Raw genomic sequence first — 13,643 nt, forward strand, 5'->3', positions numbered from 1 at the left:
CTTTAGCTAAGCTTAACTTTTTTTGTACATTTCCTTAAAATTTTGATTTCTAAGCATGTGCACAGTTACTTTAGTTCCCCGTCCTGAGTCTATGTCTGGCTTCGTATTAACTTCAAACCGGGATGAATCGGTTGGTCGCGAAACTCTTCCTCCTGCATGGGAACGTTTTGACGGAGTGCGACAATACTTCCCAAAGGATAAACAGGCTGGCGGCACCTGGCTTGGAGTTAGCGAGAACTCCAGGTGTATTTGCTTAATGAACGGAGCCGAAAAACCACATGAACGTAAGGCTGAATACCGCAAAAGCCGGGGAGTGGTAGTAAAAGAGTTTCTTGCAGCAAGTAGATTACGATCATTTCTGAATAAGTATAACTTTGAAGGTATTGAGCCTTTTACGATGATCATCGTAGAGTGGCATGATGGTTTATGTTTTCAGCAATTGATATGGGATGGTAAGAATATTAAGCATGAGTATCTTCCAATTACTCAGCATATCTGGTCATCATCTCCGCTTTATTCCGAAGGGATGAAAAAAAAGCGGGAACAATGGTTTGAGCAAGTTAGCAGCGAGGGTTATACTGCAGAAAGCCTATTGAAGTTTCATAAAACTGCGGGAAAGGGAAACAAGGAATATGGTCTCATTGTAGATAGGGGCTTTCTAAAAACCCAAAGTATATCGCAGGTAATCAATAATCGAGATGGGATTCATTTCTCTTACCAGAATTTGATCAATAAGGATTTTTCTGAAGAATACCTGTCTAGTTTAAAGCAAAGGTAGCTGCAAGTCTAAATGGTGGGATTCGAACCTGGAATTCATTGGTGGTGGTAAAATTGATCATGTTATAGTAACCAGACATTGAACCTATGGGTGCAGTTAGCAAACATCCGCTTTGATAGGTATGACTTTCTCCTGGTTTCAATACAGGCTTTTTCCCAATGACGCCTTCTCCGGAAACATATTCTATTTCACTCAAAGCATCTTTGATCTCCCAGAATCTTGATTTTAACTGAACGGAATCGTTACTTTGATTTTCTATCGTGATCTGGTAAGCAAAGGCATACTTTAGTTGAAAATCCTTATAGAATTTTCCTTCAAACCTGGTTTCTACAGAAATCTTAATACCTTTTGTAACCTGTTGGATCATGTGTTTCAATAAATTGAAAAAGAAGCAAGCAACGAAATAATTGCAGCGAATGTGGCTAATGTAAAGAATATTAGGTTTAGGGAAAGAAACTTTAAAATCGTTTTAACACGTCCCTGTGCGTAGAAAAATCGCATCGCCTTGTACAAATAAAACAGAAATATAAAGTTTGCCAGCGTGGTTAGTAGTTCCCATTTGAAAACTATTTCCAGTATCAGAGCGAAACTGTATAGCACGAAAAAAACGGTTTGCACGTGAAAGGCAAAGATGAGGTGCTCCATATAATTAAAGTCTCTTCTCAAATATAGAAGCCATATAAACAGGGCGAAAATTGGCAAAAAGATAAAGATGATAAACGGTAGTTTTCCTATAAAGTAGTTGATGAACAATTCGGGATCTTTTGAAAATGTACCGGCGTCCACCGCTTTTTTGTATAACCAGAGATTGTAATTGGAAGGGTTGTGCTGCAAACTATCCAGGGCGCGTGATGCGGTGAAGATTCCCGTTTCATCCTGAAAGGCATAATAGAGATCTGCCTTCCGGGTAAAAGCGTTAAAGAAGTTCATGCTATCCAGTTCTGGCTGGCTAACCATTTTTTCAGTATAAGTTTCAGTAAGGACATTATTCTGGATGCTGTCCAGGCCAATATCTTCGCTGGTCAATACTTTGTTTATGGAATCCATGGAAGCCTCGCTCAATTCCTTACGCTCCAGTTTGGAAAGCAAGTTTTCATCCCGGTCCTGCTTTCCAAAACTTTTCTCTGGATCCAAGCTAAGACTGAATATTAAGAAAAAAATAATGGAAACACTCAGGTAGAAACGGAAAGGATTCGCATATCTCGTTCTTTTTCCTTCCACATAATCTTTGGAGATCTTCCCAGGCTTAAAAAGTAATACGCGTAAAGTTCTTTGAAACCTGGAATCGTAGGCGAATACTCCTGAAAAGAACTCATTAAAAAGATCTGAAAAACTTAGTTTTTTCGTGGTATTCAATTGTCCGCAATTAGGACAGTAACGATCGTTCTTGTCCAGAGGCAGTTCACAGTTTAAGCAATATTCACCTCTGTAATTATAATTATACCTTACGACCTTATTTTCAGGATTCGCCATAGGAGAAGATTAATTACGAATGTTTCTTGAATTCACACCACCGGCACCAATCAGCCTGTCATAACGTGCTCCAGGGCTTCTATAATAGGCGAGGATGGTGTAATTATTTTCGGTTTCGTCATAATTACCGCTAATCGCTCCTTCTTCGATACCGTTGGCAGTTTTCAGCACATATTTGTAATTATAAAAACCTTGCTTAAATAATCTGGATACTTCATAATATCCGCTTTCCTTATTATATTTCAGCCTGGTGCTGTCATCAAGTTCGAAATTGTTGAAGCCTCCATAAAGATGTATTTCTGTGCCAGCCAGAGCATCATAATTACGCAAGCTAAATTTCATCCATACATAATCTGCTTCCAGATCTGAATTTTCTGCCAGTACATTTCTTACCACGAAGCCACCATTGATATCCGGATTGTAGGTGTAAGGTTGCCCACTCCTGCTGATATCCATAAATAGGTGATGAATATAAAGTTGTTGCACATCCACCCTCGCAATATCAGCATTCGTCACTCGTATCTCCTTATTGTCAAACTGAAGAAATTCGTTTCCACCCCAGAAGGATGACTCTGTGTCGTAACGGTAGATAAGCTCGTTGGCTATGGTATACTGAGGTTTAAGATCTGTAATGGCGGTTTTCAGATTGAAATTCTGAATAAGGCTCACCTTGACATTGCTGTCTGGATTCTTCAGAAGTAAATCCGGAGAATTAATACTGAAATTCACGATCTGCTTTTCATCTATAAACTGAAGGTTTCTTGCACGTTTAACTTCCGCAGTAATCTGAGTCACAGGTTCATATACCATGAATTTTCGCGAGAAAACTTTTTCTCTTTGTGCATTATACACGCTAAGCATATAATTGCCCGAAACCTTGAGTCCGCGTACATTTTTATTGGGTATACTAAGTTCGTAATGGGTATAGGGTTGTAGCGTGTTCAGCGAATTCTGGTAATCCATAATTCTAACATCATCGAAGCCTTGAAGATATTCGTTTTTAGCGAGTTGCGAAGCCGTCCAGTCGAAATTGAAATGTTCAATGGTATAATAGTAATCTGCCTCATCACCAATAATATCATCAAAACTTAATTGAAGCCTGGCACCTGTTCTAACAATTGGGTTCCCTTTGTTCTCTACGGAATCGCCCTCGAAAACGATGGTTCTTATATAGGGAGGTGGCAGGGTTTCCTGAGTAATTTGACTCTGTACAGCAGGCTGAAACAGGCAAATATAAATGAACACAAATAAGCCTTTCATAAAATTTAGGTGAATAGCAAAGTTAATAGAAATAAGCATTTTGCATTCATTTAATTTAACAGTTGACCAAAGTAAAATTCTGACATTTCTTGGGATAAATGGAGTGAAAATTCTTAAATTTGCCCGACTTTAAACTAAAAATTTAACATACACTCCATCCTATGTCAAAAGACATTCGAATTAAAAGAGGATTATCTCTGCGATTAGAAGGGGCGGCGGAAAAAGAGCTGGTAAAGGCTCCCAGATCCAAAACTTATGCGATCAAACCGCCTGATTTTCACACTGTTGTGCCAAAAATGGTAGTTAAAGAAGGAGCGAAGCTTCTTGCAGGTGATGAGATTTTCTATTCGAAATATACTGAGGAAGTTCGCTTCACTACACCTGTAAGTGGTGTTCTTAAAGAAATCAAAAGAGGTGATAAGCGAAAGATCCTCGAGGTGATCATTGAGGCAGATCCTGAAAACACGTATCGTGAATTTAAAAAACTGGATCCCGCGAAAGCAGATGCAAAAGATATTCGTGAACTTCTGCTTGAGAGTGGTTGTGGCGCTTTTATCAACCAAAGGCCTTACGACATTGTAGCAGATCCAAAGGATACTCCAAAGGCGATCTTTATTTCGGCAGTAACTACGGCACCCTTGGCGGCAGATAAAGGTTTTATCATTAAAGATAAAATCGCTGCGTTTCAGGCAGGGATCAATGCTTTGAGAAAGCTTACTCCTGGAAAAGTTCATGTTTCTGTAGATGATTCTTCAGCAGAATATCTTAAAGGTATTCAGGGCGTGGAACTTCATCATGTTAAAGGAGCTCACCCTGCAGGTAATGTAGGTGTTCAGATCCATAAAATTGATCCTGTAAACAGAGGTGAGCGTGTGTGGACAGTAGGAGTAGAGGATGTTGCCATTATCGGAAATGTGTTCTTGACCGGTGAATATCGAGCTGAACGCACCGTGGCAGTAGTTGGAAGCGAAGCTGAAAACAGGAAATATTACCAGGTGAACATAGGTGCGAACATTGCTGATCTGATTGGGCAGGCAGCTGATGGAACTCGTATCATTTCCGGAGATGTTTTTACCGGAACTCAGCTAAGTAATAACCAGTATCTGGGCTTTTTCGAAAATGAGCTAAGTCTTATTCCTGAAGGAGATAATTACCGGATGTTTGGATGGTTACCATTTACATACAATAATATTCATTCACATTCCAGAACATCTTTGTCCTGGTTGTTCCCAAATAGAAAATACGCGCCTACTACGAATTTAAATGGTGAGGAGCGTGCTCTGGTGGTTACCGGTGAGATGGAAGAGGTTTTACCTATGGATATTTACCCGATGCAACTTATAAAGGCTTGTATGGCTGGTGATATAGAGAAAATGGAAAATCTTGGGATCTACGAGGTGGCTCCGGAAGATTTTGCAACCGTAGAATACGTAAATACTTCCAAGATAGAGATCCAGGAAGTAATTAGATTAGGTCTTGATTTAATGATTACCGAAGTAGGTTAAAAAGCTGAAGAATATGGAATGGATTAGACAGAGATTAGATAAAATGAAACAGCCTTTTAACAAAGGCGAGAAGTATGAGAAATATGCTCCTGCAGTAAATGCACTGGATACTTTCTTATTTACTCCAAATCATACCACACAGAAAGGAGCGCATATTCGTGATGCGGTGGATCTAAAGAGAACGATGATCACCGTAGTGATCGCTTTGATCCCGGCTCTTTTGTTTGGATTCTGGAATGGTGGATACCAATACCTTCACCAATTGCCAGAATATGCGAACGGTGTACCTTTTATAGATGCTTTCCTGCATGGTGCAGGTAAGATCTTACCAATGATCGCGGTTTCTTATGCTGTGGGTCTGGGAATTGAATTTGCATTTGCGATCTTCAGAGGACACGAAGTAAACGAAGGTTACCTGGTAACTGGTTTGCTGATTCCTATGATCATGCCGATAGATATTCCGCTTTGGATGGTGGCACTTTCAGTAGTGTTTGCGGTTCTTATCGGAAAAGAGGCTTTTGGTGGGACAGGAATGAATATTCTTAACCCGGCCTTAACTGCTCGTGCATTTGCTTTCTTCGCTTACCCAACTTATATGTCTGGAAACACCGTATGGGTGAGTAATGCTTATGAAGTTGATGCCGTAACCGGTGAAACAATACTGGGAAATCTTGCAGCAGGAAATGAAGCAGGTTACACGCCACTGGATATGTTCTCAGGAATGATCCCTGGATCTATTGCTGAAACTTCAGCGATCTGTATTCTGGCAGGTGCTCTTTTACTCGTATTGAGTAAAGTAGGTAGCTGGAGAATTATACTAAGTGCTTTTATAGGAGCAGCAGTAATGGGCTTGATCTTTAATGCACTACCTTCTTTAGGTATTGAAGGTAATAATCTAACGAACTTTCCCTGGTATTTACATCTTATTGTTGGTGGGCTTGCTTTCGGTATCGTATTTATGGCGACAGACCCGGTTTCAGCAGCGCAAACAATGAAAGGAAAATGGATCTATGGATTCCTGGTTGGATTTATTTCAGTAATGATTCGAGTATTCAACCCGGCTTACCCGGAAGGTGTGATGTTAGGTATTCTTCTTATGAATGTTTTCGCACCAACAATAGATCATTATGTGGTTGAAGCCAACGTAAAAAGAAGAAAGAAAAGACTTAAAAATGCGAACCCTCAAGTAGAAACAGCAGTTTAGTTATGGAAGAAAAATCAGTAAATAAAACAAATAGCAACGGCTATACTTTCATGTTCTCTGTGATCATGGTGGTTGTAGTTGCCGCTGTGCTTGCCTTTGCCGCGATATCTCTCCAGCCAACACAAATGGAGAATGTGCGTAAGGAAAAAATGCAAAACATCCTTTCTACTGTTGGAATCACAACCGACAGGGATGGAGCGAAAGAACTTTACGATAAATATATTGTAGAAGAAGTAGCGATCACTGAAGATGGAACTGTAGATGAATCTGTAGATGCCTTTAAGGTTGATCTTGCAAAAGAGATTAAAAAAGATGTTGGAGAACAGGTATTTCCATTATATGTGGCGGAAGTTGAAGGTTCCAGATATTACATCGTTCCTCTTAGAGGAAACGGACTTTGGAATGCGATCTTTGGTTACATATCATTAAAAGATGATATCAACACTGTAAAAGGTGCCACATTTGACCACTTGGGAGAAACTCCTGGACTTGGTGCAGAAATCACAAAACAGTGGTTTAAAGAGAAATTTTCTGATGAAAAGATCTTCGATTCCAATGGTGATCTTGTAGGTGTTTCTGTAGTCAAAGGAAATATTGATGTTTCAGATAAGGACGATAATCAGGTAGATGCAATTTCAGGAGCTACGATCACAGGTGATGGGGTTTCAGATATGATCTCAGAAAGATTAAAACGTTATTTGCCTTACTTTGAGAAGCAAAAAGGATTTAAAGTAGCAACTAGATAGATATGGCTGAAGAGAAAAAATTCAACTCTGCTAAAGAGGAAGAAAAGAAGCAGGAAATGATCCTTTTCCTTTCAAATTCTGAAGAAAAAGAGCATTTTCTTTCGAAAGGAAACAGAAAACTACTTTCCGATCCATTAGATGATAATAACCCGATTACAGTTCAGGTATTGGGAATTTGTTCTGCACTTGCCATTACGGTGCAGCTGGAACCGGCCGTTGTTATGGCAATCGCTGTAATGGTGGTAATGGCCTTTAGTAACATGATCGTTTCCATGCTTAGAAACCTTATTCCAAGCAGGATCAGGATAATCGTTCAATTGGTTGTGGTCGCTTCATTGGTAATCCTGGTAAGTGAAATACTAAAAGCGTATGCTTTTGACGTAAGTAAACAGTTATCGGTTTTCGTTGGTCTTATTATTACCAACTGTATTGTAATGGGTCGCCTGGAAGCATTCGCGCTTGGTAATGGAATCTATAAGTCTTTCCTGGACGGTATTGGTAACGCTGCAGGTTACGGACTTATTCTTGTAATTGTGGCATTCTTTAGAGAGCTACTGGGATCTGGAAAACTTTTTGGATTTGAAGTTCTTGGACACAAAGGTGCAACATTGGCTGATTCTACCGGTTTGTATGCTTTTGGTTACGAGAATAACGGTTTGATGTTGCTTTCTCCAATGGCACTTATCGTCGTTGGACTCATCATCTGGGTACAACGTGCCAGAAATCGTAAACTAATCGAACAAAACTAATAGCTGTACAGCAAAAAAGTATATAAAGAATGGAATTAGTTAATCTATTTGTAAGAAGTATTTTCATTGAAAATATGATATTCGCCTATTTCCTGGGAATGTGTTCCTACCTGGCGGTATCAAAGACTGTAAAGACAGCTGTTGGTTTGGGTGCCGCCGTGATCTTCGTACTTGCGATCACTGTGCCTATAAACTTCCTGCTGGATAATTACTTACTAAAGCCCGGAGCTTTATCCTGGCTGGGAGCGGAGTATGCAGATGTGGATCTTAGCTTCCTGAGTTTTATCATGTTCATTGCGGTAATCGCTTCCATGGTTCAGCTTGTTGAAATGATCGTTGAGAAATTTGCTCCGGCATTGTATGGTGCACTTGGGATTTTCCTGCCTCTTATTGCGGTAAACTGTGCGATCCTTGGTGGTTCCCTGTTTATGCAGCAAAAAGACTTCGGAGGAATTTCTGAGGCTATCACCTATGGTCTGGGAAGTGGTATTGGTTGGTTCCTTGCTATTCTTGCCATTGCAGCCATAAGAGAGAAAATAGCATACTCGAACGTACCTGCTCCATTAAAAGGTCTTGGAATTACCTTTATCATTACCGGCTTGATGGCGCTTGGATTCATGAGTTTTATGGGAATTAAATTATAATCGTAAAAGAAGATTATGACAGTTATAATAGCTAGTGTAGTAGTATTCTTAGTCTTGATTTTGTTACTGGTTTCAATGCTCCTTGGAGCGAAGGCCAAATTATCACCATCAGGACCAGTGACGATCAACGTCAACAACGAAAAAGATATTGAAGTAGGTTCAGGTGGGACCTTGCTTTCAACCTTAGGGGATAACAAATTGTTTCTACCTTCTGCCTGTGGTGGTGGTGGAACCTGTATCCAGTGTAAATGTATCGTTGAAGATGGAGGAGGAGCAATCCTACCTACGGAAGAACCTCATTTTACCAGAAAAGAGATTGCAGACGGTTGGAGACTTGGATGCCAGGTGAAAGTAAAGCAGGATATGAAAATTACCATTCCTGAAGAAGTTTTTGGCATCAAGAAGTGGGATGCCACAGTAGTAAGAAATTACAACGTGGCTTCATTTATCAAAGAATTTGTAGTGGAAATTCCAGAACCTATGGACTATAAAGCCGGAGGTTACATTCAGATCGAAATTCCGAAGACGGAAGTGAGATTTGAAGATATGGATATCACAGCACACCCAGAAGAGCACGAAACTCCAAACAAGTTTAAAGCAGAATGGGATAAATTCAATCTCTGGCCACTTGTCATGAAAAATCCTGAAACCGTGGAGAGAGCTTACTCAATGGCTTCTTATCCTGCGGAAGGACGCGAAATTATGCTTAATGTGCGTATTGCTACTCCGCCATGGGATCGAGCAAAAGATGGATGGATGGATGTGAACCCTGGAGTTGCTTCATCCTATATCTTTAATCTGAAAAAGGGAGATAAAGTTGTTATTTCAGGACCTTATGGTGAATTCTTCATCAATGAAAGTGAAGCTGAGATGCTTTACGTAGGTGGTGGAGCTGGAATGGCTCCAATGAGATCACACTTGTATCACCTCTTCAGAACTTTAAAGACAGGTAGAAAAGTGACCTACTGGTACGGTGGTCGTTCTAAGAGAGAACTTTTTTATACCGAACATTTTAGAGCATTGGAAAGAGACTTTCCGAACTTTAAATTTTACCTGGCACTTTCAGAACCAATGGAAGAGGATAATTGGAAAGTTAAATCCAATCTTGATGATGAAGGTGATGGGTTCGTAGGATTTATTCACCAGGTAGTGATCGATAATTACCTTTCACATCATGAAGAACCAGAAGAAATTGAACTATACTTCTGTGGTCCACCATTAATGAACAAAGCCGTTCAGAAAATGGGTGAAGACTTCGGAATGCCCCCTGAGAACATTAGATTTGATGACTTTGGAGGATAATATTAACAATCCCGCTTCGGCGGGATTTTTTTATCTTTGCATATGCCAAAATTAGATGAACAGGAATTGCATAATCTTGCAATGAATATTGTAGGGAAAGATCTTGAGGATAATGGCTATGAATTTTTGGGAGTTAATAGCAAGCTTAAGCGCAATCCTCAATTTGTAGCCCTTAAAGACACCAAGCTGCATTTTGTGATCGTAAGGGCTATTGAGTATCCAGATGATCCTCAGGCCTTCGATCCGGCTTTTATGAAAGACATTAAAGAGCATGCAGAAAAGTTTAACGCCAAAACCTTTTATGCGGGTGTTGGGCTTGCAAATTCTTCAGATTATGAGAAGCCGGTCTCTAATGAAGAGGATTATGTAGTGAATTATTCTGGCTGGAAAGAGTTTTAGATGTATCGAATTTCATTTTATATCATATTAGTGCTGTTCATGGTATCCTGCGATTCCAACAGCAATTCAGAAATCACTAATTTCCAGGGTGAAGCGCTGGGGACTACCTATTCTGTTCAGTACTTTTCAGAAGAAAATATCGAGTTCACCCGCGCTATGGACAGTATCGTGAATCTGGTCAATCTGTCCATGAGTACATATCTGGAGAATTCAGATATTTCCAGGATTAATCGAGGTGATTCCAGTGTCGTTGTTGATGAGCATTTTGTAAATGTGTTCAATGCATCGCAAAAAATTTATACACAAAGCAATGGATTTTTTGATCCAACGGTGGGTGTTCTCGTGAACGCTTACGGCTTTGGTCCCGGTAAATCGATAACAGATCTATATGCAGAGCGTCTGGATTCATTAAATCAATTGGTTGGACTTAATAAGGTTAAGATCAGGGAAAATAGTACGGTAAGCAAAGAGCATCCTGAAATTTTTATAGATTTTAATGCGATTGCCAAAGGTTATACCATTGACTTGGTTGGTGATTTTCTGGAAAGCCATGGTGTTTCAGGTTACCTGATTGAGTTAGGTGGAGAATTGAAAGCTAGAGGTGTTAACAGTAGTACCGGTAAGGAATGGCTCGTAGGAATCGATCATCCATTGCAACAAGGTCCTCAAAGGCAATTTAAGGCAAAGGTGAAGCTTCAGAATGTCGCTATGGCTACATCTGGCAATTATAGAAAATACCGTATTGACTCCATTACTGGACAACGATTTGTACATACGGTCAATCCTATAACCGGTTTTGCGGAAAAAAGTAATTTATTGAGCGCTTCAGTAATTGCTGAAAATTGTATGTTCGCAGATGGTTATGCTACTGCTCTTATGGCGATGGGACTTGACAGATCAATAACTATGCTCAAAGAATTAAAGTCTGTTGAAGTCTATCTCATCTACTCAGACGAAAATGGTGAGATGAGAACGTTTGTTACGCCGGGTTTCAGCACCAATCTGGTGGAATAGAAAATTTATTTGCTACAAACAGGTAAAATTTCGCCTACCGCAAGCCTGTATCTATCTACTTCTGTCTTGGACATTTTACTGGTCAAGTCTACTTCCTCGACTTGAAATCCAACTTTTCTTAGCTTTTTGAAATAATCTCTTCCGTACACACGTACGTGGTCATATTGTCCAAAAAGTTTGGCTCTCTGTTTAGCATCAGTGATAGAATCATCCTGAAAGGTTTTCTCCCTTTCCAAATCCTGGGGGATTTGCAGAATGGCTGTTCCTCCCGGTTTCAACACCCTGTACAGTTCGTTCATTGCTTTTGCGTCATCGGGAATGTGTTCAAGAACATGATTACATAAAATGAAATCAAAGCTGGAGTTTGCGAATGGCAGATGGCAAATATCAGCCTTCACATCGGCCAGAGGCGAATTGAGATCTGTTGTGGTGTACTCTAAATTCTCCATTTTTCGAAACCGCTTGTAAAAAGCCTGTTCCGGTGCAAAATGCAATACTCTTCGCTTTTTTGTAAAAAAGTCGGTATGTTGCTCAAGGTAGATCCAAAGCAATCGGTGTCTTTCCAGCGATAGTGTGGAAGGGGAGAGAACATTCTCTCTCTGATCTTCATATCCATAGGGAAGAAATTTCCGGAAGTTGCTTCCATCAATAGGGTCTGTATATCGGTTACCTTTGAGATAGATCTTTAAAAACGGCCTTATCAAGTAACTGGCTCTAATAAGTACGGGCCTCGGTATACTGTTTAAGGCCAGTTTAAAAAGATTGCTCATGGCTTATACTTCGATATCACCCCAGTTCTCACCCGATTTAATTCGGTATAGCTGCATTTCGGATACTCCAAATTGCTTTGCCAGTACGCGAATACGGGTTTTCCTTTCTGGATCTAATAGCTTTTTCTTAAGAATAACAGCCTGTGCGTACGTTAATTTCGAATAGGATGTTACTTTTCGTAATCGCCTGTTTTCCTTATTCTCCTTAACCTTAGGGCTATTATATTGATGTTGGACCCATTCATCCTTGGTGGCCCATGCCAAGTTAGAAACGCGATTATCGTTCTTCACAAAATTCTTGTGGATTACGTATTGATCACCTTCTTTTTTCTCTAAAAACATTTCAGCAATAATGCGATGAATGTAGTAAGTTTTATGCTTACCATTCTTCAATTTTACCGCGAAGTTTAAATATCCACCTACTTTTCCGCCATTCATTAGGTCTCCTTCAGGGTTTTTCAGATAACTGATCATCCTTCCGAAATTTGAGACTTTGTAGATAAAGCGGTCTTCCCAGGAATCTTTGTGTAGGGTTTTCCAGATTTCCTGTCTGTAACTTTTAATCATAAACTTTTGCTCTAAATTCGTCTTCTTCTGTTGAATTAATTTTTAATGATTCATAAATGTATTTAAATGTTGATAGTAATTCTGGTTTGCCGTCTATCAGTGCGACATCGTGCTCGAAATGAGCACTGGGTTTATTATCGGCGGTTAGTATTGTCCAGCCATCGGGCAACTGTTTAATTCTTTTAGTTCCTAGGTTGATCATGGGTTCTATCGCAACAACCATCCCTTCTACGAACTTTTTACCTCTCCCACGTTTACCATAGTTGGGCATTTCAGGATCTTCATGCATGGTTTTACCTAGCCCATGACCTACAAGTTCTCGTACCACACCATATCCACGGTCTTCAGTATATTTTTGAATAGCATATCCCACATCTCCAACGCGATTACCAGCTTTGAATTCTCTAATACCTTCATAGAGTGATTCTTTGGTAACCTTTAAAAGTTCCTCCACCTCAGGGGCGATGGTTCCCACCGCAAAGGTATAGGCGTGATCTCCATAGAAGCCGTTTTTTAAAGCTCCACAGTCAATACTTATGATGTCACCTTCCTGTAGTGGCGTGTCATTTGGTATCCCGTGAACAACCTGCGCATTGGGACTCATGCATAATGAATTTGGAAAATCGTATAGTCCCAGAAATCCTGGAACAGCCCCATGATCACGGATAAATTCTTCTGCAAGTTTATCTAATTGTAGGGGCGTTACACCTGGTTTAATTTCAGGCGCCAGCATTCCAAGAGTTTTACTTACAATAAGCGCACTTTCTCTTAGTAGTTCTATTTCCTCGCTGGATTTTGGTATAATCATACTTTTAAAATCTTCTAAAGAGACCTGATCTCTTTCTTTTACCGGTTCCTGGTTTATTCAATGTAAGTGATTGGTAAATCTCTCCCCAACCTTTCATTCCGCCGTAATTACGATCATCTATAAAAATGTCAGCCAGAATTTTTCGGCTAATGCTTTGATCAAATTCTTCTTCAGGATAACTGCTATTGATGGCGTAAAACTTGAGACCATTTTTTTCACAAAACAAAACAGCATCTTCCAGTTTCTCACCACTACGGTAGGTCCAAAGGATCAGTCTGTGACCCTCTTCCTGTAATTTCCGAAGTGATTCAAAGGCAAATAATAGAGGTTTTCCAATTTCTGGAAATCGGTTCTCAACAATCGTACCGTCGAAATCAACTGCGATGGTTAGAGAATTAGGCATAGACAAAATTAGTTATAATTT

The 13,643-nt window shown here is 39.9% G+C and carries 16 protein-coding genes; 9 read left to right on the forward strand and 7 right to left on the reverse strand.

Annotation, left to right across the window (positions count from 1 at the left end; translation table 11 throughout):
• Nucleotides 1-55 precede the first annotated feature (55 nt).
• A complete protein-coding gene (locus tag G529_RS0104220; protein WP_026914359.1) occupies nucleotides 56-778 on the forward strand; it encodes an NRDE family protein in 723 nt (240 codons plus the stop codon).
• Here G529_RS0104220 and apaG read toward each other — a convergent pair.
• Genes apaG through G529_RS0104235 form a run of 3 tightly spaced genes read right to left on the reverse strand, consistent with a single transcriptional unit; the run spans nucleotide 759 to nucleotide 3,511 of the window.
• A complete protein-coding gene (apaG, locus tag G529_RS0104225; protein ID WP_026914360.1) occupies nucleotides 759-1,145 on the reverse strand; it encodes a Co2+/Mg2+ efflux protein ApaG in 387 nt (128 codons plus the stop codon). The genes G529_RS0104220 and apaG overlap by 20 nt on opposite strands.
• Nucleotides 1,146-1,150: 5 nt before the next feature.
• A complete protein-coding gene (locus G529_RS0104230; protein WP_026914361.1) occupies nucleotides 1,151-2,251 on the reverse strand; it encodes a DUF3667 domain-containing protein in 1,101 nt (366 codons plus the stop codon).
• Nucleotides 2,252-2,260: 9 nt separating this feature from the next.
• Nucleotides 2,261-3,511 (reverse strand): type IX secretion system plug protein, encoded by a 1,251-nt coding sequence (locus G529_RS0104235; protein WP_035695446.1) that lies wholly within the window; start codon nucleotides 3,509-3,511, stop codon nucleotides 2,261-2,263.
• Nucleotides 3,512-3,672: 161 nt separating this feature from the next.
• On the opposite strand from G529_RS0104235, the gene G529_RS0104240 reads away from it, so the two are divergent.
• From G529_RS0104240 to G529_RS0104275, 8 genes are read left to right on the forward strand one after another with little or no spacing between them, the layout of a single operon-like run.
• On the forward strand, nucleotides 3,673-5,016 hold the full coding sequence (locus G529_RS0104240; RefSeq protein ID WP_026914363.1) for a Na(+)-translocating NADH-quinone reductase subunit A: 1,344 nt from the start codon (nucleotides 3,673-3,675) through the stop codon (nucleotides 5,014-5,016).
• A 13-nt stretch (nucleotides 5,017-5,029) separates the two neighbouring features.
• Nucleotides 5,030-6,220, forward strand: coding sequence for an NADH:ubiquinone reductase (Na(+)-transporting) subunit B (locus G529_RS0104245; RefSeq protein ID WP_026914364.1), 1,191 nt, complete (start codon nucleotides 5,030-5,032; stop codon nucleotides 6,218-6,220).
• 2 nt (nucleotides 6,221-6,222) lie between these two features.
• The gene (locus tag G529_RS0104250) at nucleotides 6,223-6,966 is read left to right on the forward strand and encodes a Na(+)-translocating NADH-quinone reductase subunit C (RefSeq protein ID WP_026914365.1); all 744 of its coding nucleotides are present in this window, start codon (nucleotides 6,223-6,225) and stop codon (nucleotides 6,964-6,966) included.
• 2 nt (nucleotides 6,967-6,968) lie between these two features.
• Nucleotides 6,969-7,715 carry an NADH:ubiquinone reductase (Na(+)-transporting) subunit D gene (locus tag G529_RS0104255; protein WP_026914366.1) on the forward strand — a complete coding sequence of 249 codons (747 nt, stop codon included), beginning with the start codon at nucleotides 6,969-6,971 and terminating at the stop codon, nucleotides 7,713-7,715.
• A gap of 29 nt (nucleotides 7,716-7,744) precedes the next feature.
• Nucleotides 7,745-8,359, forward strand: coding sequence for an NADH:ubiquinone reductase (Na(+)-transporting) subunit E (nqrE, locus tag G529_RS0104260; RefSeq protein ID WP_026914367.1), 615 nt, complete (start codon nucleotides 7,745-7,747; stop codon nucleotides 8,357-8,359).
• Nucleotides 8,360-8,374: 15 nt separating this feature from the next.
• A complete protein-coding gene (gene nqrF, locus G529_RS0104265; protein ID WP_026914368.1) occupies nucleotides 8,375-9,661 on the forward strand; it encodes an NADH:ubiquinone reductase (Na(+)-transporting) subunit F in 1,287 nt (428 codons plus the stop codon).
• 42 nt (nucleotides 9,662-9,703) lie between these two features.
• The gene (locus tag G529_RS0104270; RefSeq protein WP_026914369.1) at nucleotides 9,704-10,060 is read left to right on the forward strand and encodes a hypothetical protein; all 357 of its coding nucleotides are present in this window, start codon (nucleotides 9,704-9,706) and stop codon (nucleotides 10,058-10,060) included.
• Nucleotides 10,061-11,074: an FAD:protein FMN transferase gene (locus G529_RS0104275; protein ID WP_026914370.1), complete on the forward strand. Its 1,014-nt coding sequence runs from the start codon at nucleotides 10,061-10,063 to the stop codon at nucleotides 11,072-11,074.
• A 5-nt stretch (nucleotides 11,075-11,079) separates the two neighbouring features.
• Here G529_RS0104275 and G529_RS0104280 read toward each other — a convergent pair whose 3' ends face one another.
• Genes G529_RS0104280 through G529_RS0104295 form a run of 4 tightly spaced genes read right to left on the reverse strand, consistent with a single transcriptional unit; the run spans nucleotide 11,080 to nucleotide 13,622 of the window.
• Nucleotides 11,080-11,844, reverse strand: coding sequence for a class I SAM-dependent methyltransferase (locus G529_RS0104280; protein WP_026914371.1), 765 nt, complete (start codon nucleotides 11,842-11,844; stop codon nucleotides 11,080-11,082).
• Nucleotides 11,845-11,847: 3 nt separating this feature from the next.
• Nucleotides 11,848-12,411, reverse strand: coding sequence for an HNH endonuclease (locus tag G529_RS0104285; RefSeq protein ID WP_026914372.1), 564 nt, complete (start codon nucleotides 12,409-12,411; stop codon nucleotides 11,848-11,850).
• Nucleotides 12,404-13,219 carry a type I methionyl aminopeptidase gene (gene map / locus G529_RS0104290; RefSeq protein WP_026914373.1) on the reverse strand — a complete coding sequence of 272 codons (816 nt, stop codon included), beginning with the start codon at nucleotides 13,217-13,219 and terminating at the stop codon, nucleotides 12,404-12,406. The genes G529_RS0104285 and map overlap by 8 nt, the downstream gene beginning before the upstream one ends.
• A 4-nt stretch (nucleotides 13,220-13,223) precedes the next feature.
• Entirely contained in the window at nucleotides 13,224-13,622 is a 399-nt protein-coding gene (locus tag G529_RS0104295) for a BT0820 family HAD-type phosphatase (protein ID WP_026914374.1), read from the reverse strand.
• Nucleotides 13,623-13,643 lie beyond the last annotated feature (21 nt).

The organism is Christiangramia portivictoriae DSM 23547 (genome assembly GCF_000423045.1).
Classification (GTDB): domain Bacteria; phylum Bacteroidota; class Bacteroidia; order Flavobacteriales; family Flavobacteriaceae; genus Christiangramia; species Christiangramia portivictoriae.